Origin of the sequence: Pseudovibrio sp. M1P-2-3, assembly GCF_031501865.1 — a bacterium.
GTDB lineage: Bacteria > Pseudomonadota > Alphaproteobacteria > Rhizobiales > Stappiaceae > Pseudovibrio > Pseudovibrio corallicola.
On sequence record NZ_JARRCW010000001.1, the window covers coordinates 3,547,476 to 3,571,224 of the forward strand.

Annotated in this window: 19 protein-coding genes; 3 read left to right on the forward strand and 16 right to left on the reverse strand. The window is 52.1% G+C overall.

Annotation, left to right across the window (positions count from 1 at the left end):
* Positions 1–4: 4 nt before the first annotated feature.
* Positions 5–1,861, forward strand: a complete 1,857-nt coding sequence (gene feoB, locus P6574_RS15545; protein WP_310621179.1) for a ferrous iron transport protein B — start codon at positions 5–7, stop codon at positions 1,859–1,861.
* Here feoB and P6574_RS15550 read toward each other — a convergent pair.
* From P6574_RS15550 to P6574_RS15560, 3 genes are read right to left on the reverse strand one after another with little or no spacing between them, the layout of a single operon-like run.
* The gene (locus tag P6574_RS15550) at positions 1,854–2,999 is read right to left on the reverse strand and encodes an iron-containing alcohol dehydrogenase (protein WP_310621180.1); all 1,146 of its coding nucleotides are present in this window, start codon (positions 2,997–2,999) and stop codon (positions 1,854–1,856) included. The two genes, feoB and P6574_RS15550, sit on opposite strands and share 8 nt — an antisense overlap.
* A gap of 5 nt (positions 3,000–3,004) precedes the next feature.
* Entirely contained in the window at positions 3,005–4,408 is a 1,404-nt protein-coding gene (locus tag P6574_RS15555; protein WP_405048108.1) for an aldehyde dehydrogenase family protein, read from the reverse strand.
* Between the two features lie 2 nt (positions 4,409–4,410).
* Complete coding sequence (locus P6574_RS15560; RefSeq protein WP_310621181.1) at positions 4,411–5,778, reverse strand: glutamine synthetase family protein; 1,368 nt, start codon at positions 5,776–5,778, stop codon at positions 4,411–4,413.
* 663 nt (positions 5,779–6,441) lie between these two features.
* Here P6574_RS15560 and P6574_RS15565 point away from each other — a divergent pair.
* The gene (locus P6574_RS15565; protein WP_310621182.1) at positions 6,442–6,873 is read left to right on the forward strand and encodes a hypothetical protein; all 432 of its coding nucleotides are present in this window, start codon (positions 6,442–6,444) and stop codon (positions 6,871–6,873) included.
* A 123-nt stretch (positions 6,874–6,996) separates the two neighbouring features.
* Entirely contained in the window at positions 6,997–7,566 is a 570-nt protein-coding gene (locus P6574_RS15570) for a serine/threonine-protein kinase (RefSeq protein ID WP_310621183.1), read from the forward strand.
* A 124-nt stretch (positions 7,567–7,690) separates the two neighbouring features.
* On the opposite strand, the gene P6574_RS15575 is transcribed toward P6574_RS15570, so the two are convergent.
* The 13 genes from P6574_RS15575 to P6574_RS15635 all read right to left on the reverse strand — a co-directional run bounded on the left by P6574_RS15575 (position 7,691) and on the right by P6574_RS15635 (position 23,731).
* Positions 7,691–7,984 carry a PAAR domain-containing protein gene (locus P6574_RS15575; protein WP_310621184.1) on the reverse strand — a complete coding sequence of 98 codons (294 nt, stop codon included), beginning with the start codon at positions 7,982–7,984 and terminating at the stop codon, positions 7,691–7,693.
* 102 nt (positions 7,985–8,086) lie between these two features.
* Positions 8,087–8,899, reverse strand: coding sequence for a hypothetical protein (locus tag P6574_RS15580; protein WP_310621185.1), 813 nt, complete (start codon positions 8,897–8,899; stop codon positions 8,087–8,089).
* A gap of 48 nt (positions 8,900–8,947) precedes the next feature.
* A complete protein-coding gene (locus tag P6574_RS15585; protein ID WP_310621186.1) occupies positions 8,948–12,331 on the reverse strand; it encodes an ImcF-related family protein in 3,384 nt (1,127 codons plus the stop codon).
* Positions 12,331–13,206 (reverse strand): type IVB secretion system protein IcmH/DotU, encoded by an 876-nt coding sequence (icmH, locus tag P6574_RS15590; protein WP_310621187.1) that lies wholly within the window; start codon positions 13,204–13,206, stop codon positions 12,331–12,333. Before icmH ends, P6574_RS15585 begins: the two co-directional genes overlap by 1 nt.
* A 9-nt stretch (positions 13,207–13,215) precedes the next feature.
* Positions 13,216–14,535, reverse strand: coding sequence for a type VI secretion system baseplate subunit TssK (tssK, locus tag P6574_RS15595; RefSeq protein WP_310621188.1), 1,320 nt, complete (start codon positions 14,533–14,535; stop codon positions 13,216–13,218).
* Complete coding sequence (gene tssJ / locus P6574_RS15600; protein ID WP_310621189.1) at positions 14,535–15,041, reverse strand: type VI secretion system lipoprotein TssJ; 507 nt, start codon at positions 15,039–15,041, stop codon at positions 14,535–14,537. The genes tssK and tssJ overlap by 1 nt, the downstream gene beginning before the upstream one ends.
* Positions 15,038–15,904, reverse strand: a complete 867-nt coding sequence (locus tag P6574_RS15605) for an FHA domain-containing protein (protein ID WP_310621190.1) — start codon at positions 15,902–15,904, stop codon at positions 15,038–15,040. The genes tssJ and P6574_RS15605 overlap by 4 nt, the downstream gene beginning before the upstream one ends.
* Complete coding sequence (locus P6574_RS15610; protein WP_310621191.1) at positions 15,901–16,614, reverse strand: hypothetical protein; 714 nt, start codon at positions 16,612–16,614, stop codon at positions 15,901–15,903. The genes P6574_RS15605 and P6574_RS15610 overlap by 4 nt, the downstream gene beginning before the upstream one ends.
* A 3-nt stretch (positions 16,615–16,617) precedes the next feature.
* Positions 16,618–19,176, reverse strand: a complete 2,559-nt coding sequence (gene tssH / locus P6574_RS15615) for a type VI secretion system ATPase TssH (RefSeq protein ID WP_310621192.1) — start codon at positions 19,174–19,176, stop codon at positions 16,618–16,620.
* Positions 19,177–19,186: 10 nt separating this feature from the next.
* Entirely contained in the window at positions 19,187–20,140 is a 954-nt protein-coding gene (locus tag P6574_RS15620; RefSeq protein WP_310621193.1) for a type VI secretion system baseplate subunit TssG, read from the reverse strand.
* Positions 20,137–21,933, reverse strand: a complete 1,797-nt coding sequence (gene tssF / locus P6574_RS15625; RefSeq protein WP_310621194.1) for a type VI secretion system baseplate subunit TssF — start codon at positions 21,931–21,933, stop codon at positions 20,137–20,139. Before tssF ends, P6574_RS15620 begins: the two co-directional genes overlap by 4 nt.
* Entirely contained in the window at positions 21,930–22,337 is a 408-nt protein-coding gene (locus tag P6574_RS15630; protein WP_310621195.1) for a hypothetical protein, read from the reverse strand. The genes tssF and P6574_RS15630 overlap by 4 nt, the downstream gene beginning before the upstream one ends.
* Positions 22,334–23,731 (reverse strand): type VI secretion system contractile sheath domain-containing protein, encoded by a 1,398-nt coding sequence (locus P6574_RS15635; RefSeq protein WP_310621196.1) that lies wholly within the window; start codon positions 23,729–23,731, stop codon positions 22,334–22,336. The genes P6574_RS15630 and P6574_RS15635 overlap by 4 nt, the downstream gene beginning before the upstream one ends.
* Between the last annotated feature and the right edge of the window lie 18 nt (positions 23,732–23,749).

Here is a 23,749-nt window from a genome sequence, read left to right on the forward strand (position 1 = left end):
TCGCATGCGGTTCAACACAGATTTGCTAGGTGTCTATCAAGGGGGAAATTCAGCAAAGCACAGCGCCCCACCGCGGATTGCCCTCATCGGCCAGCCCAACACCGGCAAGTCAATGCTGTTCAACCGCATCACAAAGTCAAACGCCTTTGTTGGCAACTGGCCGGGAATTACGGTAGACCTGCTCAAAGCCAATGCAACATTGGGCGAGGAAACAGTTGAATATGTGGACCTGCCCGGCATCTACAATCTGGAAGGCTCCACGGATGACGAGCAAATCGTCTGCCAGTTTCTGAGCTCCTATGCCATTGACCTTGCAATCATCGTCATCAATGCCACCCAAATAGACCGGCAAATCCTCATTCCTTTACAAGTAAAGAAGCTGGGTCTTCCTGCCGTTGTCATGTTGAACATGTGCGATGAGGCGGAAAAACTGGGTATTAAGTTCGATGTAAAAGCTCTTGAAAAAACGCTTGGCATGCCTGTGGCGCTGGTCAGCGCTAAATACGGGCAGGGTTTTAGCGAGGCCATGTCTCAGGTAACCACATGCCTTGGCCAACGCTCCGGCGTGCCCGCCAGTATTGCGAACTACCAGCACCTGAAATTCTCGCTGCTTACCTCCGATGATCTTGATCAGACTTTGGAGGGCAGCGTCACCTATCCCGAGGAATGGCCGGAAACCATTTCAGAAAAGATAGACAAGTTCCTGCTGCATCCGGTTTTTGGCCTGCCCCTATTCATGGCGGGCATGCTGGCTGTCTTTATTTTCATTTGGGAAGTAGGCCTGCCAGCACAAGACCTTGTAAGCTCGGCTGCGGAATGGATCCAGACCGCGTGGCTCGTGCCAGTCCTGTCCATTGGGCCTGTTTGGCTGCAGGATTTTCTCATCAACGGCATCTGGCTTGGCCTCTCCACTGTCGCCTCTTTTGTGCCGCTTCTGGTGCTGTTTTTCTTTTGCATGGCAGCGCTTGAAGACAGCGGTTATCTGGCCCGCGCAGCCTTTCTTATGGATGCGCTCATGCGCCGTGTCGGACTGGATGGACGCGCCTTTGTCATGCAGATGATGGGCTTTGGCTGCAATGTCCCCGCCCTCATGGGCACCCGCATCATGCGCGCACGCCCCTTGCGGCTGCTGTCCATGCTGGTGATCCCGTTTTCCCTGTGCTCGGCCCGCCTTGCCGTGTTCGTATTCATTATCGCCGCCAGCTTTCCGAACTCCAGCGGCGCGTTTGTTATCTTTTCTTTCTATGTGATCAGCTTTGTCTGCGCATTCTCCACCGCCGCCATCATGAGCATATCCTCCCAGTTTAAATCCCATGAACCCTTTGTGCTGGATATTCCCCCTTACCGCCTGCCCACGGCAAAGCAGGTTATCTATCGCGGTTGGGGGGAAGTACGGCAATTCTTGCGCCGCGCCACCCGCTTTATCATTTTAGGGTGCCTTGCGGTTTGGGTGCTCACCAATCTGCCAATCGGCGCGCATGGCCTGCAAAGCATCGGTGGGCAAATCGGCACGTTTTTACAACCCGTCATGGAGCCAATCGGCATCAACCCCTATCTGACACTCGCCCTCATCTTCGGCTTCATCGCCAAAGAGGTGGTCATCGGCTCCCTCTCCACCATCTATTCCATGTCAGCTGGGCAAGTGGCCACCCAAATCGGCCTCACAGTCACTCCCTTGCAAGCCTACGCCTTCTGCCTATTCTGCCTGCTCTACACCCCCTGCCTCACAACAGTTGCCACAGTGCAAACAGAGGGAAAGTCATGGCGCTTTACGGTAGGCTCCGTGCTCCTTTCCCTCTTCTACGCATGGTTTATGGCCTTTCTGGTCTACCAAGGCGGCCTACTGCTGGGGTTTAAATAGATTCTTCAAAAAGCCGCTTGGCCGCATCCACGGTCAGCTCCACGGGGTTGCCGCCAGCGGTTGGGTCTTCAACAGCCATTTGGGCAAGCGCGTCAATCCTGTCGGAGCCCACACCTAATTCGCGCAGACGGTCGGGCACCCCCAGCTCCTCACGCAGCTGCATGACATAATCATAAAACCCGTTAAACCCGCCGGAAATGCCAAGATAATTTGCCGCTTGTGCCAGCTTGTCCTCGATGGCTGGGCGGTTGAACCGCAGGACTGGAGGTATAACCACCGCATTCGTCATGCCGTGATGGGTGTTGTAAACCGCGCCGATTGGGTGCGAGAGCGCATGCACAGCGCCAAGCCCCTTCTGGAAGGCTGTCGCCCCCATGGCTGCGGCGCTCATCATATAGCCGCGCGCTTCCAAGTCCTCTGGGTCGGAAACTACTTTGGGCAGGCTTTCCTTCACAAGGCGCATGCCTTCCAAGGCGATTCCCTGCGACATGGGATGATAGAACGGCGAGCTGAAGGCTTCCAGACAGTGGGCAAAGGCGTCCATACCGGTGCCAACGGTGATGATCTGCGGCATGCCCACTGTCAGCTCGGGGTCGCAAATCACCACACTTGGCAGGATTTTTGGGTGAAAGATGACCTTCTTCACATGGGATTTCGAGTTGGTGAGCACACCTGCCCGTCCCACTTCCGAGCCGGTTCCCGCAGTGGTCGGCACCGCAATATTTGGGTAAATGGCATTTGCGTTGGCGCGCGTCCACCAATCATCCACATCCTCAAAGTCCCACACCGGCCGCGTTTGCCCTGCCATAAACGCCACCAGCTTGCCAAGGTCTAGTCCGGAGCCACCGCCAAAGCCAATCACCCCGTCATGATCGCCCGCCTTGAAGGCTGTAACCCCCGCTTCCAAATTAATTTCCGTCGGGTTCGGGTCCACCTCGCTAAAGATCGCCCGCCCAAGCCCAGCCGCCTCTAAAATATCAAGCGCATTTTGTGTAATAGGCAGGGCGGCAAGACCTTTGTCGGTCACCAGCAACGGGCGCTTGATGCCAGCGGCGCCACACGCCTCAGCCAGCTCTTTAATACGCCCAGCGCCAAAACGAATTGCGGTGGGGTAGCTCCAGTTTGCACTAAGAACCATTCTTTTTATGCCTTTTTGAAATGGAATGACTGAGGGCGGGTGAGATTGTGAAAGCCGATGACAGAGAGCGCTCCGCCGCGGCCCGTCTCCTTGCACCCAGTCCAGCACAAGGCGGGGTCCAGATAATCGGCGCGGTTCATGAAAACGGTACCCGTCTCCAGCTCGGCACCAACCCGGGCCGCAACTTCAGCGTCACTCGTCCATACGGAAGCTGTCAGCCCATACGCGCTGTCATTCATCAGACGGATCGCTTCTGCATCATCTTCCACGGGCATAATTCCCACCACTGGCCCAAAGCTCTCTTCCTTCATCACCCGCATCTCATGGGTCACATTGGTAAGGACTTGCGGCATGAGATAGGCCCCGCCGTCATCTTGCGGGAACAATGCCGGATCAATCATCGGTTTTGCCCCCTGCTCCACAGCTTCAATAATCTGTTCACGCACAACCTTGGCAAAGCGGGGGTGCGCCATTGGTCCCAGCGTTGTCGCCTCCTCCTTAGGGTTGCCAAGTTTATAGGTGGAAACCAACTCTACGGCTTTGCCTAGAAATTCCTCATAGCGGGAGCGGTGCACATAAATACGTTCAATTCCGCAACAACACTGGCCGGAGTTGAACATGGCCCCGTCTATAAGGGTTGCAACGGCTGCGTCTATATCTGCGTCTTCACGCACATACCCGGGGTCCTTCCCCCCCAGCTCCAGTCCCAGAGGCGTAAAAGTGCCCGCCGCAGCCCTCTCAATCGCCCGCCCGCCTTCAACCGATCCTGTAAAATTCACAAAATCAAAGCTTTTGGAGCCGATCAATTCACCCGTGGTTTCATGATCGAGAAAAAGGTTTTGAAACACACCTTCTGGAACACCGGCCTCGGCAAACGCTTTCACCATGCGCTCGCCCACCAGCAAGGTTTGCGTTGCGTGTTTAATCACCACCGTATTGCCCGCAATCAAGGCTGGGGCAACCGTGTTGATGGCCGTCATATATGGGTAGTTCCATGGTGCAATGACCAAAACAACCCCGTGGGGAACTCGGTGAATGCGCCGTTCAAACTGGCTGCTCGCCTCAATGAGAATGGGCCGGAGCGCTTCGTGTGCAATCTGGGCCATATAACTGGCCCGCTCTTTAAATCCGCCAAACTCGCCGCCATAGCGCACAGGCCGCCCCATCATCTCGGCAAGTTCGAGTACAATCTCGCTGTTCATCTCGCCAATGCGGGCAACACCTGCCATTACCAGCTCGGTGCGCTCGTTCAATGGGCGAGCGGCCCAGCTTTTTTGTGCAGCCCGTGCTTTTGTAATTGCCTCCACCGCCTCTTGCCCGCTGGCCACTGGGCGCTCGGCCAACACAGTCCCGTCAATGGGAGAGATACACTTCAAGCATTTTATCATTCCAGCCTCTATGTCCAACATCCTCAAGAGCGCTCAAAACCGCGCTTTACTTCCCAATTTGTCACCACTTTGTCGTATTCGTTCTGCTCAACACGCCCGGCATGCACGTAGTGGTCCACCACATCATCCCCCAATGCACTGCGCAGCATTTTTGATCCATCAAGCGCTTGTGTTGCCGCTCTCAAAGTCTTGGGAATTTCGCGTACACCTTCGCCCCCATAGGCATCCCCAACGAATTGCGGTTCAAGCTCCAGCTCTTTTTCCATGCCCTCAATTCCAGCGGCTAAAAGAGCGGCCATGGCCAGATACGGGTTCAGGTCTGCCCCGCCCACACGGCATTCCACCCGCACCGCTTTTGTTCCTTGTGCACACACACGATATCCGGCGGTACGGTTATCCAAAGACCAGATCGCCTTGGTGGGCGCAAAAGTTCCAGCGGCAAAGCGTTTGTAAGAGTTGATGTTGGGTGCAAGAAAATAGGTGATCTCGCTGGCATGTTTCAAAAGCCCCGCGAGGTAGGATTTCATCAAGCCTGACATACCGTGTTTGTCACCCGCATCATAGAACAGGGACTCACCTTTACCGCTCCACAAGGATTGATGAATGTGAGAGGAGCTGCCCGCCGCCTTGTCGTCCCACTTGGCCATGAAGCTGGCACTCTTGCCGTTCTGCCATGCAATTTCCTTGGTGGCGTTTTTAATAATTACATGGCGGTCCGCCATGGTCAGCGCTTCGGCATAGCGCACATTAATCTCTTCCTGCCCTGCGTCCGCCTCACCTTTAGAGTTCTCTACAGGTATGTCCGCCCCCTGCAATCCATTGCGCAACGCCCGCATCACATCCTCTTCCTTAGTGGTCTGAAAGATGTGGTAATCCTCGTTATAGGTGGAAATGGGGGTCAAGCTGTTCAGGCCTTTATCGTGGGCCTGCTCATAACTTTCTTTGAATAAAAAGAACTCCAACTCACTGGCCATAAAGGGCTGCATGCCCATGGCCTCAAGCCGTGCAACCTGTTTTTTCAAAATAGAGCGAGGCGAATGGGGGACTTCTTTATGGGTGTGGTGGTCCAGAACATCACACAAAACCAGCGCCGTGCCTTCCAGCCATGGAATACGGCGCAATGTCCCAAGGTCCGGCTTCATAATATAATCGCCATAGCCCGTCTGCCAGCTGGTCGCCTTGTACCCCTCAACGGTTGCCATTTCCATATCAGTGGCCTGCAGATAGTTGCAGCTGTGGGTCTCTTCCCATGCACTCTCAACAAAGTACTCGGCCTGAAACCGCTTGCCCATCAGGCGGCCCTGCATATCCACTTGCGCCGCAATCACCGTATCAATCTCGCCAGATGCCACGGCTTGTTTCAACGCTTCAAATGTCAACTTGCCCGACATTTAAGTCCTCTTTTCAAATGTATGAGTAATATTTCTGCCCTGATCAGCACATGAGATCTGCGTTAAAATCATCCGGACTGGTGTTTCCTCCAAACCCTGCTCGCTCTCCCAACCATTCTCCCCCACTTCAAGCTGTGCCAAAATGAATCCCTCCCGCATAAGTGATAATGTTGGCCACTAGAACGGGATTGGTCAATACAAAGGAGGAAATGGGGCGTGAGAGCTCATGCTCCCTTGGGTGAGATCCTTGAAAAGACGCCACTAATACTTTCATAACAGTCGCTTAGGTTAAGTAGAGTCTCTATGTAAGTAATGAATTTTAGGAACTTGATTTTATCTAGCAAAGTATATCTTTTTCTCACTATGGTTTAACACTAGTGATAATTGCGAATCTCATTTACAAATTCAGGTTGCGCAATAGACACATAGTTTTGATTGCTTTCGAGCTGCTACTTGACTTGATGTAACTTCAATGAAGGGACGTTCTGCATGCCTTTGAATCTAAACCAAACACAAATTGCAAGCTGGCATCGCCACATGGTCTGGGTCCGAAATAATTTTCGATATGGTGCCCGAATAAGACCTTTTAGATCGCTAAAACAAAACGGAACTAAAAGCACCGGACTGGTCCCAGACTATCAAAGTTCTCTATGTAATTGCTGGATGGCCGTTTTTATTGCAGGTAACAGGGCAGGTATTTTTGCAGATGAAGCGATCCGGCTAGCCGGTCAGGTCAATGCCACAACCCGCCACAATGCGCTGGCAACTTATGTCTATGCCAATAGAGCTGGCCTTTTGTATAAGGATCGCAATGGGATACCAAACGGCGCTATCCCAGCGGGGCATATCATTGTCTGGGGTCAATGCGCGCACGTTGCCCTTTCAGCAGCCGGACATCAGGCTTCAGAGTTTGATAAAAACTATCAAGGCTTGCATAGCATCGACAACATCAACAACCGATATCGCGACACCTATGTCATGTGGGCCTTGCCTCCAACCACTGAGGAACTGAATAGCGCACGTCTATCGACAGATGAATGGGACTTTAACGGGCTTTCTAAAACTCAAGAGAATGAACTTCTAACAAGTGTGTGATGACTTCAACAGCTGCATGACGAACCTTAAAAGGCTCCGTCATGCAGTCACCTACGAAAAATCCCGCACCCAAGATCGGGAATATACTCTGTCATAGTGCCTCTCCCGCTTGGGGAGTAGATATTGTATATACCCGACCTGAACCAAAGCAGCGGGGATTGGCGTGAAATGGAGACAACCAGAAGTCACTCTGGATATAAGGTGGTCTGGAACGGCACTCAGGCTTGGAAACGGGTGTCGACAAGTGAGGTCACAGATCAGCGTCTTCGCAATGAAGCCCGGACCCTAAAGGCGATAGGTGGCATATTCGCTCCCCGCCTTCTTGAGGTGGTTAGGAATGAAGACCACCTCACCCTCATTCGTAGCTACATCTCAGGTCCACTCTTTAAACTCTCTGACTATGGGTTGGAAGGGCGTCAACGGATTCGAAACCAGCTTGAAACAAGCCTTTCACAGGTTCACACGCTTGGCTGGATTCATGGGGACATATCGCCGGAAAATATTGTCATTAACGAAGAGGGGCCGGTTTTAATTGATTGGGAGCACGCCTTGGAAATTGGCAACCGGCTGGATAATACGGCCTTTCGAGCCGTTCAACCCGGTTTTACCCACCCCGACCAAATTTGGGGGCGCGGACTGGTGCGCCCCGAGCTGGACTTTTACGCCCTCGATAAAGTCTTCCAAAACACTTAGAGCACATCGCGTTCATTCGCATTCACGCTGTGCACTCTAACTTGTTTATTTTGAGCGAATTCTTGTCGTTTGATTGAACTCAATCAAACGGAACGCGCTCTAAAGTAGCTTAAGAGCGGCCCACCTACGCGATCAAGCAGGTCGCATTACCGGTGATAATTGTGCCGCCTTGCGCGCAGGTGTCTCCCATTCGCGCAACGGGAAGTTTTTCAACCAAACACGTCACACTTCCGGCAACGATTGTATCTATCGGACCAACGCATGTGGCTGTAGCTGTGGCTGTGGCAACCGGAAGCCCGCCGATGAGGCAACTGGTAGTCCCGGGGGGCAGAATTGGGCCTCCCACATGGGGAACACCCGCGGTTGCCATCGGTGATAAATGCATGTCCGTTACCCGCGAGGCTGGAAGTCCTGCCATCCTGCTTTCCCCTAGAATTTGGTATAGGTTAGTGTTGGGCGTTTCAGTGCCCCATCGCCCCTTTATGCGAGAAACTCACGAAAGGGGCGATGTGTCAAAAACTTACATCAGGAGCAATTTGTCCTTAACGGTCTCCCAGCCAGCTGGCTCGGAAATAATGGCCGCTGTATCATACTGCCCCAAGAAGCGCGTTGCCCCGCGGCGTTTCAGCAGCTCGAAGATCACCGCACTTGCTGGGCCGTTTGGCTTGTTTAAGGCTTTTCCGTTTCTATGCAGCAACGAACCCAAGCGCATTTCCAAGTAGGCCCGCCAATGCAGTTCCATGGCTGTGCGTGAAATAACGGTTCCGTACCCCAATCTAAGGCCCATTCCCATTGCCAGAGAAATCCCACCGGTAACAGTCCCAACCAGACCAATGGGAACAGCGGCCCCGATCAAATCAGTTGTGCGGCCAGCTGCCTTGGCAGCCTTTGCAACCATACAAACCTGAATCCAATCTTGAATTGTTTTACTTTTGGGGTATTTTCTGGCTATGTCCCGTAGCATTTTCATGTGGGCTGCAGTGGAGCCAGTTGCATTGATTGAAGTAATTACCCCTGCAAGATCAACCTGAGTAACTTGCGACGATACGTGACTAATGGTTGAAACACCACTAGAAAAAATACCCAAACGGGATCTGGATACTTTGTATTGGGCTGTCTTGGGAGAATCTCCTCCATGGCCATTTACCGCAAACAGCAGATTTGGTGGTAGCTTTGAGTCAAATTTCTCCAACCCTAATCTATCCCGAAAGTAGTGGAAGCCTTTAATAGCACTCACTGTGTAGTCACCGTAAGTACTTTGAGCAAACTCTTCGGCAAATAGCCAGATAGCAGCTTCCGTCTCGTCCTTCAGCGTGTCCAGTTTTTCTCCCATAAAGGTCTCCTTTGTTCTTGATATTTATTAAATTTGGAAAGCACCACTTCACATAACTTTCGGCTCTTCCCCACTGCGCTCAAACAAGCTGTAGGGAAGTTCCAAATCGGAAAAGAAACCCGGAGAAAACGGGTTGTATTTCTTGTCCGTGCTAAATTGCAGAGTTGTTGTCTTTCCTTCCTTCGAGAAAGCAGAGTCGGTAACGCCGAGAGATGGGTTTATGGATACGTTACCTCTGCCGACAAGGCGGAACCATGACCATGGTCCCTTAAAACTGCGCGTGATAACCGGGCTATATCTTTGGAAAATCCGCAGAGTTAAATCGCCATTTTTTATCCCGGTCAAAGGCCAGTTCTGCTCACGCCAAATAATTGGCCCGTGGGTATATTGTAGTAGTGTCACCCCTGACGAGAGGTTCACTCGGCTAAGCCGACTGTCCATGAAGCTGGTGCGAACATTGAACGCAAGGAACGGTTTTCCTTCGGCAAACATGCTTTCATGGATTTGTGATGCTCTTTTCAAAGTGTTTTGAGCCTGCTCAGATAACTGGGCAGTTCCAGAGGGAATAAAGGTCTGTTGCGGGCCTTCAACATTATTGAATCTTGCAAGGTATCCATCGGCAAACTTTTGAATTTTCCCTTCGTCTCCAAACAGTTCAGTAAAAACTGCAAGCGGAAAGTTCTGGGTACTTTCAATTGCAAATGGATACTTTTCCAAAAACAGATACTCATAGGGATCTAGAATCTGGAGTTGCCACTGACGATCAATATAGGAGTAAACGAACTCCATAGCGGACCTATCAAGGCTTACAGAGAGCGCCCTGCCGAAATTGCGAAGAATGTCCAACTCAGAGCGAGAGGAAAGCACATAGAGTTCCGAGAGCGGCGTTTCTTGGCCAACTGTCTGAAACTGGTCAAACAGGGCTCTTCCCGCTCCATCCGAAGAGCCTGCAATATTATCCAGCCACAGCATCACCGCGCGGGAATACTGGACAAACAGGTCAAATTCACTCTTGCCACCCTCCGCCGCTTGCGCAGCTTCAACATAAGGACGGAAGGCCCCGCGAATGCTCTGCGCGACATCATGTTCAAGGCTGAATGCAAGTGTGCGGTCCCTCACACCCGTCCCAGTATTTACTTCCGTCTCCAAAGGTGTCACTTCAAGCACGGTATTGGTCAAAATTGCTGCAACCAACCCTTTCATCGGGCTTTCATTGGCGCTTGAAAAGGCCTTGATCAGGATCTGTGCGTCAGCCCAGTTCTGGGCCTCTCGTAATTGCAAAGAGTCGATAAACCGCGTCCAGACAGCGATATAATCCGCCTTGTAACGATCTGCGATACTCCGCTGAATGATACTGATCTGCGCTTCATCCAACGAGCCGATAACACTTTCATAGCTGGAAATCAGAGCATCCAGCTCCGGCATCCCCTCATCCTCAAAGAGAGCTTGGAACCCGGATTTGGTGTAGGCGCGCGGCACCAGATATGCCTGAGGTGTTGCAATTTCCTCAAAAACAGCGGTGAAGCGTGGCCCAATCTGCTGGCGCAAATCCACGCGCTCCACAAATGCACTGCGCCTCATAAGGGCTTCATACAAAAGATCAGCCGTTTCAAGACCCGACAAAGTCTTCACAACCACTTGACGAAGCTCTTCGTTTCTTAGAACAAGAGGTTGATTTAACGTAAACAAGTCATTGAGAACTGCAGCAAAAACCCTCTGAAAACCTTGGGAGACTTCGCCCTGTTCCGCCAGCGATGACACATAGTAATAAGTTAGATTACTGGCGTTTCCTGCCTGATCCTGCCGGAACTGGGCATCGAGCGAGGCCAAGTAAACCAGCTCAACCCCGTCTACCAGTGCATTGTAGGCGAACATATCCTTTTCAAGGTGGTCAAAAAGGGCGTACTGCAGCCCCTCGACAATCTCTTGATCGTATAGTTTTTTATAGGTTGAGTGTAGAGAGCCATTGGGCAGCACCTTCCGGACCAAGCTTTCATCCAGCACTTTATAGGCTTGCATGCCTTGATGCAGCGGCGCAAGAAGTTCAACTCGCATTGCAAGCGTATCCGCGCCCTTTCCGATGGCTCCAATTTTTGAGTAATAGCTGTCAAATGCCCGCCCGACATCCCCATTGAGAGCCACATAATCCCGGTGATTTTTCCAAATCAAAGCACCCAGAACTGTCACGAGCACGACGAGTGATGACGTCAAGGCTAGTGATTTGAACCTGCCTTTGATAACAAAGCGCTTATTGGGCTCAATGCCAAAGCTCTCCTTGTGGTAAGCAGCTGCAAGCAAGCTCGCGCTCTTCGCAGTAACACTGTCCGCCCTATCCGTATTAAGTTGAGAGACAGGTGGAGACTGGAAAAAACGCTGGCCGCTCACTTGCCCCAAAGGATCAACGCCAAACATATCCTCACTGGCTCCGACAAAGGCAACACTTTGAAGGTTTAGCTTTTTTCGCCGTGGAGGCAGTGCGTTCGTCAGCTGCGTAATACGCTCTTTTGCCTGTGCCTTAATAAGCGCTAGCTGCATCGGCGCATTGACAACAGAAGCGCTCTCCTCTGACACCACTTGCTTTTCCAGAACTTCCAGCTGGTTGTTATTCAGTGAGCTGATAAGGTCATTGAATAACCGGTCAATATTGTCTGCCTGCTGGCCGCTTGTTTTTTCAATAAATCCGCCCAAAATCGCATCAGAACCAAGCAAGCCGGAATGCGTTGCCGCTTTGTGTAAGTCAGGAATATGCTCAAGCCCGCTCAACGTGATGTGTAGCGGTATGTCGATACCAAAGGTTTTGCAGGCAACGTTCAGGATCCGGTTAATAGCAGAGATGTTATTTGTTTCCGCCACATCCGGCGACATGAGCCCAGCAAGGTCATATTCCACATAAGCACCATTCACCGCGAGACTTGGCCGGTGCGACAGGATTTGACCAAATAAAATGTTGATCATGTCAAACGACAGGTCCACTTCCGGCGCAATTTCGATGCGGTAGGCAACAGCGGTGGGCGAGGTCCAGGTAGACACCTTCAAGCCCTTGGAGTGAATTGGGGCGCCCAAGCAAACATAGCCCAGTTCAGCCATGGTTGTTGTTCGCTTTCCCTTGTCCATTGCCAGAAACAAATTCCAAGGCACTGAAAAGTCATTGCGGTCAATGGTACGCGAGCGTTCCTTGAGCTTGCGATACTGCTTTTGAATGGAGCTGCGAAGGCGCCTTAAGACTTGCGCATTTCTATCTTCAACCCAGATCTTTGAGCGGAAATAAAAAGCTGCACCTCCAACACAAAGAGACACCACAGCTAGCAAGAGCGCCCAAATTCCAGAGGCAAATCCAGACAAGAAACCGGTAAACAGCAGCACCAGTAAAACAAGAAGCTGGAGGACAGCAAGTGCTGTAAATACGCCTAAAGCTATGCGTAGAGATCTCATTATTGTCTCTCCACTTTCATTGTTCCGCTTTGGCTGGAATAAATATATTCTTTCGCCCCTTCAGATGCAGCGGCAGCGCGGGCATCTGCAAACCTTTCGTGCACCGACTGCGCTTCTAACAGTTGCGAACTCCAACTTATCAGGCACATCACCACAATGGCCGCTCCTGCGCTGAGAAGCTTGAGCCTGACCGAGATACCGGGGCTAGGCGCGGTTGTTTCCTGAAGTGCCCGCCCCGGCATTTTTTTGGGAATTTGCAAGGGCACAAGATTGAGGCTGGTTTCCAACCTTTCAATCAGGCGTTCACTTTCATATTCATCACCGTGACTGTATTTGCCGCGATAGCCGAGTTTTAAAAACACATAGATGATCTCAAGAAAATCACGCAGTACTTTTGGCTGCATCAAGGCTCGCTCGGTAATCTCATAGAAGCGGTTTCCCCCATCACGAAAACCGAAAAGGTCCGCCACCAGAGTACGGTTTTCCCAGCCGCTATCTTGTCCCCACTCCCTCAAAAGAATGAATTCATCCAACACAATCGCAAAGAGCAAGCAAAGGTTTTCCGCCACAGATGGCGGATAATCCAGTTGAACCACTTTGTATTTCAGATCAATAATTGTCCTTGTAAGCTCAAGCCGTGTCGTACTCAGCTCTTCTTCCGGCGACAGACGGCGAATAGTCCCGCACACTCCCAGCAAGTCCGCTGATATATTGATCAAAGCATTTTTCGAGCCAGAATAATGGGCGAGCAAGCGAACAAATTTCTGAATATCGCTGGAGGACAGGCGCACCAGTGCGGTGCCCGCCTTATCCCTCTGGTCTGGCGGCACAACACCTTCAGGCGTCACTGTGAGTGTTGGAGTGGAAACTTGCATCATCACTCCCTAGTCCAACAGGTATAAAGTTGCATCGAGCGACTGGATCCGGTCATCAACATGCAAAGCCAGAGCTTCATGCTTTTCCAGATACCGTTGCCAAAGGGCACTGCTTGTACCGATAGAGAAAAAAGCCGCATCAGAGCGGTTGCGCAGTTCCGCTGGCGGCGTTGCAAGAGGTGCCAGCTCAACACCCGGCAAACCATGGCTGACCAGTTCCGGCATGGACGACAGGCCCGCCAACTTACACGCAAGCGAGCCAATTTCACTCAGGTGTGCAGCACCATCCGGCCCAGAAAGAGCAAGAACCGGTCTGTAGTTTCCACCCAGTAAACGGGTGGGAACAACAACCCGAAGAAGCCGCCTCTTTTCAAAAAGCTCCCGATTCCAGCCCAAAGTCTCAACTTTAGATGTATGTTCAAGGGTCAAAGCCGCGCGCAGTTTGCCAAACACACCTTCAAAGCTCCCCCCCATATTGGTAGGATCATAAACCAGCGAAGGGTCAGTCGTTCTGGCCTGCATAGCCTCCAGCTTTACAAGAAGTCCACCCGCCTCATTGTAAAACTCCCTTGCAGACAGCTTTGTGTTGGCCAGTAGATTTTGTAAAGCAAGCAAAGAGCTATTGAGAATTTGAAGTTCCATTCGCTCTGAAAACAAACTGCTTTCACTATGGGTTCTCAGCTGCGATTCAATACGGCTGGCAGCATTGGTTGCCCGAACACCTGCCAGTGAAAGGATTTCGTCCAACCGTTCCATAAGAACCGAGGAAGCCTCTATGGAAAGGGCTCGAGGGATATAGCTCCGGTCCAGAATGACACGGCCTTGAGCCGATTTCTCCAATATGCGAGCAACCGGTATGGTGGCAAAGCCGGAAAGGTCTGAGGTCCCAAGCTTGAGGGTAACACCAACTGCGGCAACTTCCGTCTCAACGGCTTCATTGTCAGTATCGCGCAGGTCACGAAGTTCTTGAGGGCTTGTTGCGTAACGGTGCTGCCCGCTGGATGGCCCAAATTCGCAAGCCCCGTAAACTGCAAGAGGAACTGCAAGATATACGATCTCGTCAACGGTCCCCTCTGGAACGTCAAGCGTCAGCTCTTGTATCAGCTCAAAATACAAGCGATCAGGGAAAACACCCGCCGCCTTGCGAATGGATATTTTTCCAATCTGTAAGGCATTGTCATTCAACTCCAATGAGCTAACGCCATAATCTGAACCACGCAGGTCCAACTGGGAAACGGCATCTACATATGCTCGGATCGATTTATCGGAATGCTGGAAGTGCTGAGGGGCAATAAACATGCCCTCTGTCCACACAATGCGGGCAACCATTAGCTATCGTCTCCCCAAGAGAAGAAGGATTTTTTGCGAATGAGGGGGCTTTTGCGGTTGTGGATCTCTACACCGGACGCACCAACCGAAACGGTTACCCCCTTCTCAAATGTTTCTGGAGAAATTGGGAGCGAAGCGCGGAACCTTTGAGTTTCATAGTCCGCATATTCAGCAAAAACGCCCAGATATCGGGTGTCCGGCTGAAGCTCAATATTCACAAGGCGCGCTTCTTTCGGGTAAAGCGCTGCAATGCTTTCCCGATCAATAATCACACCGGCCAGTTCTTCACTACTGTCATTGTAGATTTCCCAGAAACTCGCAGATTCGAACTGAGAGCGGCTCGACAATTGATAGAACCGCAGCACCACAGGGTTGGAGCTGTCATTGTACCGGTTAATGTTTGCCCCGCCCGACAGCCCCACTACCTTCTGCTCGGGCACACTGACTTTGGAACCCGCGCAAGCTGCAACAAGCAGGCAAACCGCCAAAATAAGGAAATGTCTCATCCGCGGCGCATCTCCTCGGCAAATAGAGCAAGAAAAGTGCGATGGAACTCGCGGTTGGCGCGCTTTCTTGAAAACTGGTTGCGATAAACCTGCCAATACCGTTTTTGCTTGTTGGCGAACCAAGGCGCATAGGCCTCCAGATCACTTTGCAGTGTTTCCGGGTCTATCTCGGATAAAAAGCGCTCCAGCGCCCGCTCCATAGCCTCCGAAATATTCTCTCTGTATGCACGCATGTGCTGGCCATTCACCAAGGGGCTGGTCAGCGCGTCCAGTTCCTGCTCGCGAATGGAAAGGTTTTCGGCTTCTTCAAAAGCGGTGTTTTGAAAGTCTTCAGGCTCTACTTTCAGGCCCGGCCCTTCTGCAAACGGGTCAAACATCAAGTCTTGTTCGAATTGAACGTCTTCTTGTTGAAAGCCTTCTTTCCGGCTCTGGGGAACAGGCTCAACTTCGGCTTCGGGGAAAAAAGGAACCGTGGAATTCATATCCGTTTGCAAAGACAAGCGAGGCTGTTTGGGCGATGCCTCCGGTTCCCTCACCTCGCGGCGCACCACAATGCCAATGAGAAGCTTGTAATCACAAAAGCTCAGCACATCCCCATCGGCCAGCACCCAAGGCTCATTACGCTGCAAGCGTGTGTTGTTGAGGTACGTTCCGTTTATTGATGTATCAACAACCCTATGCTGACCATCCTCTTCACGCGCAATGACCAGATGGGTGCGAGACAAGGTGCCCACCTGATCTTGCAGGCAAATGTCCGCCTCATAATCCCTACCGATTTTCAGGCTTCCCTGATCCAGATAGTATTCCCGCTGCAGGGCGGTACAGCCCTCCGGTATTTGCAGGAGTTGGATGCTTAAAGTCATAACGTCTCCCCTTTGCAGCTTGGGAGCTCAGAGTTAAACCGATCCAGAAACAATGGATTTACCTTCAGGAATTTTTTGGAGAAGTGGACACTAAGGTCTTTGGTTTCATTGCTTATTTTGGTGAACCCCTCCGAGGAAATCCCGCGTTTTTCCATGAAGTGTTCAAAAATAAGTTCATATTCCAAAGCAACGTCGATATCGCCGGCCAGCAACATGTTGAGCAAGGCACCTGCATCCCGGGGCTTTTTGACAACGTTGTAGCCATTGCGCTTCAAGCTCAGCCACTTGGTGGTGGCAAACTTAGCGGAATAACGGGCGCGCAGCGCATCCGTTTCATTATTGGGGTCAACATCTGTACCACGGCGCATGTACCACACAAGCGTATCGGAAACGACAGGGGCGGATGGCACCGAATAACGGGCTCTTGCCGAGTTTGATGAACCGACGAAAAAGCCGTCGTAGTCATTCATCTCAGTCCCCAGCTGTGCTTGAGACCAACCTGTGACCACAATTTCATAGGGCATTCCAATTTTATCCAGAACACACATGATCCGGTTAATGGCAATGCCACCCAGCGTCTCCCCCTCCAGGATCTGGTAGGGGGGCAATTGCTGGGTTGCCAACCGAAGTACGCCATAGGCTTGGGAATGGGCCGTACCCACTGACAGGCAAAGGGCTATTATGCCAAGCAAGACTTTGAAGAGCCGCATTCCCTAGTCCACCACCAGCTTTAGGTCTTTGTCTGAGTGAGAGACCGAAATTGTATTGAGCGGCTTGTTTTCAATAACCCGTGTAATGCATTCCTCCGCCAGTTTTGGCAGGAAACTCTTGTTAATGATCGCTTCAATGGCACGCCCGCCGGAAAGCGGGTCATTGTTGGCCTTCACCACAAACTCGGTAAAGCTGCTGTCCCAAACCAGCTCCGCCTCATACTTGGCCGCAATGCGTTTTTTGATGCGGTTCATATGAATTTTAGTCAGCTTGGCGCTCACATGCATATCCAGAGGCCGATAGGCAATCACCTCTGTGCGCGCAATGAAAGCGGGGCTGAAGTGTTCAAGAAGAAGCGGACGAAGATACTCAGTCATCTGTGCATCAGTCTTTTCCCCCTCACCACTTTCATAGTATTCACGCAGTTCCTCACCGCCTGCATTGGCGGTCATGATGATGATTGTATTTCGGAAGTCGACCTTCACTCCTTCGCTATCGGAGATGTAGCCCTTGTCAAAAATCTGGAAGAAGACATCCTGAATTTCCGGGTGCGCCTTTTCCATTTCATCAAGAAGAACAACCTGATAGGGACGGTTACGCACGGCTTCGGTTAAAACCCCGCCTTTGCCGTAGCCCACATATCCGGCGGATGCCCCAAGCAGCATGGACGTTTTATGGGCCTCTTTGAACTCGGTCATGTTAATGGTCGTAATTGCGTCTTCGCCGCCAAAGAACTGCTCGGCTATGGCCAGTGCCGTTTCGGTTTTACCAACGCCGGAAGGGCCGCACATCATAAACACACCAATGGGCTTGCGCGTGTCGGTCAACCCTGCTCGGGCGATCTTCAACGATCTGGAAATCGCCTCGACACCCGCATTTTGACCAAGAACCCTAGACTTGAGGGTGTCCTCCAGATTTAGCAGCCGCTCTGCTTCACTGGCACTCAAACTGGCAACCGGAACACCGGTCCAGTCCGAGACAACAGAGGCAATTGTCTCCTCGCTCACCCAAGGGTGCACGTAAACTTCGCCTTCAACCTCGGCACTGCCAGAAACCGCTGGAGAAGCGCTCTCACCGCCTTCCTGCACTTTTGTTGCCATCAAGCGCGCTTCAACTTCTTCTTTCTGCCGCTCCCACTTTGCAACTTTCTCACCCAGCTCCACTTCGCGCGAAGAAACACTGTCACTCAAAAGCGCTTCATCAATGCTTACATCCCCGAACAGGCGTGCCTCTTCACGGCTTTTGTCCAGCTCTACTTGGGCAAATCGGAGGTCTTCCTCCAGCTTTTCAATCAGTTTGGGGCGGGAGTTTTGTGAAAGAGCGACGCGGGCGCATGCCGTATCCAGAAGGCTGATGGCCTTATCCGGCAAACGGCGCGAAGGAATAAAGCGCGTTGAAAGGTCCACCGCAGCTTTAATCGCCTCTTCCCGGATCAGGACTTTATGATGATCACTCAGCCCGTTTGCCACACCGCGAAGGATATTAACCGCCGCATCCCGTTTGGGCTCTTCAACGGTAATTGGCTGAAACCTACGCGCAAGAGCTGGGTCTTTTTGAATATACTTTTTGTACTCAGCAAAAGTTGTGGCAGCAACAGTGCGGAACTCACCTCGCGCCAGAGCTGGTTTTAGAAGGTTGGCAGCATCATTTTGCCTTTCCGCTCCACCTGCCCCGATCATGGTGTGCGCTTCATCAATGAAAATGATGATAGGCGTTTGGCTGGCGCGCACTTCCTTAATCACATTGTTCAAGCGCTCTTCAAATTCGCCTTTAACACTGGCACCGGCTTGTAAAAGGCCCATATCCAGACTGCGCAGTTGGGCACCTTGCAGGTGTACAGGCACATCTCCCGACACAATCTTATAGGCAAGTCCTTCCACAACAGCGGTTTTTCCAACCCCCGGCTCCCCAAGCAATATGGGGTTGTTCTGCCGTTTACGCAGCAGCACATCAATTGCGGTTGCAACCTCTTCAGTGCGTCCCAAAACAGGATCAAGCTTTCCCTCGTTCGCTTGCTGTGTCAGGTCAATGGTATATTTGGCTAGTGCATCCCCGTCCCCGCTCATGTCAGCTGCCAAAGCCACCGGCCCTCTGTCCGCGCCATTTGCCTTTTGCAACGCAAATGAACGCAGGGCATCGGTTGAGACAGGTTGCAGGGCTTTTACCGGAAAAAGGCTCACGCCCAGCGTTCCGGGCGTACGGGCGGCAAGCAGCAGAACTTCACAAGATATAGCGTTTTGCCCCATCTCCACAGACGCAATCATCCACGCCTGTTCCAACAGCTTTTCTATGGAACCGGAGATCGTCGGCTGCTGGCCACCGGCTGTGGAGGCATATGGCATCTGCTGTTCCAGTTCGCGCTGAAGCACACTCAGCACAACACCTTGTGTTTCCAAGAACGCGCACAGCTCTTCATGTTTTCCTCCAAAGAGGAGCTGGTAGACCCAATGGGAAATCTCAACGGTGACCGCTTTGCGCTTGATCGCTTCACCAACGCCGTTTTCAAGTGCGTTTTTCAAAGTCGGCGTCAAGCAGCTTACAAGTTTGGTGAGGCTGGTCATGGTTTAGTCCTTAAAATGCACGTTCAATGAGTTTGAGTGAGGCTTGTTGTTCCGGGTGCGCATAAGGAGCAAGAATGCTGTACTGCCCAAGCCGGTCCTTTTGGCAGCGTGCCGAGAGTTTTGGAGCCATGAGATGCTTGCGCTGTATATCGGCATAAATGGTGATCGGCACCGCATCACGCAGATATTTGACGCTGACTGTTTTGAGTTGCTGCAAGTGCGCCATGTCACTGGTGAGCCGCTCCAGATCCTGCGGGTTATGGCAAGTCAGATAAATGCCAATATGCGCCATGGCGGTTGTGCCAAAACGCCCGAGAATAGCCCCTTGCCCCAGTTGTTGGGCCTCATCCCTTTTGCGCGCACTCAGGCGGCTTCGGCTGCTCTTTTCAATTGGAAAATACTTTCCAAAACGGGCCACAACCCGCACATCACGTCCAGACCACCAAGCGATAAGAGCGCGCAGGGTATCCAAAGACCGGCTGCGCGACAAAAGCGGCAACAGCATCTCCAGATGCTGGGTACTCTCCTGCGGTGCCGAGATAAGCTGCAATAAGCGCTTCAGATAACTGACGGTTTCACCGTTCTTGTCATCATCCAGCGCAACAAGGATTTGCGCACACTGCGAGCGAACCTGAAGTTCCAGTATCCGGCTGTCAAAAATCGCCAGAAAGTCCCTCAAGCTTGCATCATCTTGATGAAGCCCCTGCTGCATGGCTTCTTGAATGTAATCGGGCAGCACCCCGTCAAAGCTGGAAAGAACAGGCGCATTCAAAGAGGTCTCTTCGCCAAAAGTACTCTCTTTCTCCCAGCCTCCCCGATTTTCTTCCCGTCCGACACTGTGACTTCCTGTTGGGAAAGGATTGAAGCGACCCGCTTTCAATGCCTGTTCGTAATCCGCAAGCCCCATGCGCGCGGCTTGTACAAGCGGAATATCTATGAGAGTTCTTTGTGGTTGATGCATCATCCTCCAACCGTCCCCCCATGAACTCGTGGAAAGACGCAGAAAGGATCATCTTTCCCGCGCTCTCTCACACTCAGTTGGTAGAACCGGTCGTAGCTGACAAAACTTCCCAAGAAACTATGCAGCACCACTGCGAAAACCTGCGCAGAAAACGGCAGACTCGCCAAATCCAGAATAATCTCGATAGAGCTTCCTGCGGTTAACAGTGAAGCACCATTCACGCGAACCGGAGCAACGGATCTGGACATATTCACCGCCCATATGGCGTTTGCAGCCATGCAAAAATCGGTCGGCGCACACAAATGCAGCGCTTCTTTCAGGGCTTTAACCGGATCTTCAACCTCAAAAATGGAAGCAAAGTTAGCATTGATTAACGACAGAGCATTCCAGTGCTGCTCGGGGTTGTCTTCAGGAAAAACCGGCAGGCTCGGCTCACTGAGGATATAAAACGGGATCTTCGATAAGTCTTTATGCTCAAAACTGCTTTCAGTGCCGGGCCTCACCGTCGTGGCCGCACTGCCATTGGAGCATACGAGAGACGCAACAAGATCAAGGGGCTCCAGTTGAGCACTTTCTCCCTCCCCCTTCAGTTCAGGAACGGAAAAGCTCACCCATTTCCTGCTGTGATCGAACTCCTTTGGGAAATGGCGCTCCTGCCACACTGGGCCCCTGTCATTTCTGCGCCGTTCCGGTGTGGTCATGGCTGGCAATGCCACAGCACCGGTTGGCGTGAGCATATCAATGCCGGAAACCTGCAGGGTCACAGCTTCCATTTTCGAGGCAGACACAGGCTTAAGAGGCACTTGCGAACGGGCAAAGTCATAGCGAACCGGCTGCGACTTGTCTTGATAGCAGTTCACCAGCGGAATAACGTTTCCCGCTAAATCACCAGAGGCAACATCACCCAGATTTTTCGCGGCAAGGCCGCCTATAAACAAGCGCAGGCTCACTCGGCCAGTCGGCAACTTGGAAAGAGCTTCTTTCAGTCCTGAAAGCTCAAAGTAAGCACCTTGATCCGGATAGGCTAGGAAATTCCTTAGCCGGTCAAAACCCGTTGCACCGCTTTGGGTAGAGGGAAGGTAGGTGTAGTCCTTATTCAGCAGGCTCAGCTGCAAGGACTCTTTTTTAAGCCAGTGGGTCGCCTTTTGCCCCTCAGTGCCGATACCGATCGCCAGAACTTCACCGGCCAGCAGGTTAATCAAACGCTTTTTACGGCCAGCCGGAGCGCAGACATAAAACGGCAATCTATCCATGTCCAAAGCCTGCAAGCTGGATTTGGCATCCCATGTAGACACGGTGAACGTGAGCGCCGCTTCCACATCCTGCAAGGTCTGGGGTGTTTCAAAAGCAAGGGGGCTCGTCTCAAGTTTGACATTTGAAACCGAGATCGGGGCAATGGTACTGTCAGCCGCCGCCATATAACGGCAACTTGCTCCCTCCCCCGCTTGGCTGAAAGAAATCTCCTGCCCTTTTTTAATCACGCTCAATTCCCGCAGGGCAGAAGCACTGGAAGACACCTGAACCGGACAGTAACTGGGCGCACCCAGCAAAAATGCGGGGCTGATAATGCGCGTCAGATCCAGTGCCATCTCAGGAACCGTATCATCCATGCGCATAGTCATGCGCGCGGCAATGAGCGCAAGAGAATCTGACAAGCGCTGAATATCGGGATCAGAGCTTTTTCCCGCATTCACACCAAGGGTTTTAGCAGTTTGCGGATGCTTGGCCTCAAACTCCGTAAACGCCCGCCGCATGTAGTCCAGCTCGGTCTCGTAGTACTTGAACAAACGGGTCATTCGCTCTCCTCCAACTGGGCCTGATCCATTCTGGAGAGCTTCGCCTCAACTGCTATGGCGTCCTTGGTGCCATCAGCTTCCCGCGCACCTGCAATGTAGAATTTGACGCAGTTTCCCTGCGCATCCTCGCTCAAGTCAATTTCCGAGACCTCAACCACACGCGTCTCAAAGCGGTGAAGACGCTTGCGCAGCTCCTCACGCAGCTGGTTGTTGCGGCTGGCTTCCTGCAAAGCCCAGTTCATGGGCAGCCCGTAGCACAGGTTGGAGGCGATCACATTCTCCAGCTCCGGCGCAACTTGGGCCTCTGGCGAGACAGTTTGCAGCAAATTGTCAATGTTTTCCGCAATCTGCGTATCAATACCATCTTCCAGTTTACGTCCAAGAAAAGCAGCACCAAACTTCATTTCAATTTCCCTTCAGGTGCCAGAAAGTCAGTTGCCAAAGCAATTTCCCCAAGGACGTGGTCGATTTGGTACTGGGGCTGAACAAGGATTTCGAAAAAGTACCGCGCAGCGTCTGCCGGATCGGCAGCAAGCTTCACACGGGCACCGCGAAACGGAAATTTGGACTGGTGCTCACTATTGGCCATGGCGGAAGTGGAGACATACTGTTCCAGCCAGCTGTTGAGCTGTTCCTCGCACTCCCGAACGGTTATAACCTGCCCGATCAGATAGCGGATTTTCACTTTCACATAATGCACCAGCCGGCAGGCGATCAGCACAGATTGAAGCTGGGTTAGAACCTCTTTCATGGGGTTGCTTTCACAATCCAGAACCGACCTGTTGCCCACAAAGTAAAGCTGGTTGGACTTGGTACTTTCAGCAAGAGGAATAAAACCCTCCTCCGAGTAAAAGCGGGCCATGTGGTGCGTCAACCTGATGCGCGCACGCTGAACCGGCGCTGTTCCCTCCGGCACTGGAGTGCCACTATACGCAAGAACAGCTCCCGAACCGGAATGGGTGGACACCAACTTCAAAAAGCCGAACCACGCACGGGAAATAAACTCAGCAATAACTGTCTGCGCAAAACAGGGGGCAGCGCCTCCCCACAGCCCATTGCTTTGGGAGGGCCACTGGTGGAAACGAAAGCCGATGTCCAGATCTTCATAGCGGCCACGCAGGTGATGGCGCGGCATGGCCAGCCCCAAAAAACGGGAGTTGGGCGCCTTTCTCAGGCGTGCCCACGCCTCATAGTCGCTGCTGCCCAGAACATTTTTAACCCGTGTTGTGTCCGAATACCAAGCCGCATCACTTTCGCCCAAAAAGTCATCGGAGACATCCAAAACAATCGGACACACGCAAGCCGCCCCCAAGTCCCCCAAAAGCTGCGCGGTGTAGAGCTGATCATACTCGGTCTCCACATCAACACTGAGCGCATGATCAACAATCATGATGCCAAATGGCTCGCCGCCCAGCGTCTCATACTCCTGCTTGCCAAGTTTTCGAACAAGAGAAGTGCGATGAATGTCACTGTTATAGTGCAGGTCCCGAGCCAGCTCTTCCCAACTCAGATCATAAACCTTAATTTTGACGGTTTTGTTCGTCCCTTTAGACCAAACCGTATTTTGGAGGCTGCGCCAGCGCGCCTCCATTTTTTGAAAGGCATCTGCTTCGATAATAGCATTCAGTTGTGCATTCATGCGTTCCTGAATAGCTAAAGCTGTTCGTAAGAGCATGGATATCACACCATCCACTCCGCCCTCTGGCTGGCGCAAGGCATGCTCAAGCGCCTCCCCTACAGATGTAAGGGAGGGCCCGGCAGTCTCAACAGTGGTTAGAACGGACTGATTGATATCCATAGCCTTCACAAGTTCCTT

Coding starts and splice junctions, on each gene's coding strand:
- P6574_RS15550 (WP_310621180.1), bottom strand. CDS start 2,999: ATGGTTCTTAGTGCAAACTGGAGCTACCCCACCGCAATTCGTTTTGGC.
- P6574_RS15580 (WP_310621185.1), bottom strand. CDS start 8,899: ATGGGAGAAAAACTGGACACGCTGAAGGACGAGACGGAAGCTGCTATC.
- P6574_RS15605 (WP_310621190.1), bottom strand. CDS start 15,904: ATGACTTTAAGCATCCAACTCCTGCAAATACCGGAGGGCTGTACCGCC.
- tssJ (WP_310621189.1), bottom strand. CDS start 15,041: ATGAGACATTTCCTTATTTTGGCGGTTTGCCTGCTTGTTGCAGCTTGC.
- P6574_RS15630 (WP_310621195.1), bottom strand. CDS start 22,337: ATGAAGTTTGGTGCTGCTTTTCTTGGACGTAAACTGGAAGATGGTATT.
- P6574_RS15635 (WP_310621196.1), bottom strand. CDS start 23,731: ATGGATATCAATCAGTCCGTTCTAACCACTGTTGAGACTGCCGGGCCC.
- P6574_RS15610 (WP_310621191.1), bottom strand. CDS start 16,614: ATGCGGCTCTTCAAAGTCTTGCTTGGCATAATAGCCCTTTGCCTGTCA.
- tssH (WP_310621192.1), bottom strand. CDS start 19,176: ATGACCAGCCTCACCAAACTTGTAAGCTGCTTGACGCCGACTTTGAAA.
- P6574_RS15620 (WP_310621193.1), bottom strand. CDS start 20,140: ATGATGCATCAACCACAAAGAACTCTCATAGATATTCCGCTTGTACAA.
- tssF (WP_310621194.1), bottom strand. CDS start 21,933: ATGACCCGTTTGTTCAAGTACTACGAGACCGAGCTGGACTACATGCGG.
- icmH (WP_310621187.1), bottom strand. CDS start 13,206: ATGCAAGTTTCCACTCCAACACTCACAGTGACGCCTGAAGGTGTTGTG.
- P6574_RS15575 (WP_310621184.1), bottom strand. CDS start 7,984: ATGGCAGGACTTCCAGCCTCGCGGGTAACGGACATGCATTTATCACCG.
- P6574_RS15560 (WP_310621181.1), bottom strand. CDS start 5,778: ATGTCGGGCAAGTTGACATTTGAAGCGTTGAAACAAGCCGTGGCATCT.
- P6574_RS15585 (WP_310621186.1), bottom strand. CDS start 12,331: ATGAGATCTCTACGCATAGCTTTAGGCGTATTTACAGCACTTGCTGTC.
- P6574_RS15565 (WP_310621182.1), top strand. CDS start 6,442: ATGGCCGTTTTTATTGCAGGTAACAGGGCAGGTATTTTTGCAGATGAA.
- feoB (WP_310621179.1), top strand. CDS start 5: ATGCGGTTCAACACAGATTTGCTAGGTGTCTATCAAGGGGGAAATTCA.
- P6574_RS15555 (WP_405048108.1), bottom strand. CDS start 4,408: ATGTTGGACATAGAGGCTGGAATGATAAAATGCTTGAAGTGTATCTCT.
- tssK (WP_310621188.1), bottom strand. CDS start 14,535: ATGGTTGCCCGCATTGTGTGGACAGAGGGCATGTTTATTGCCCCTCAG.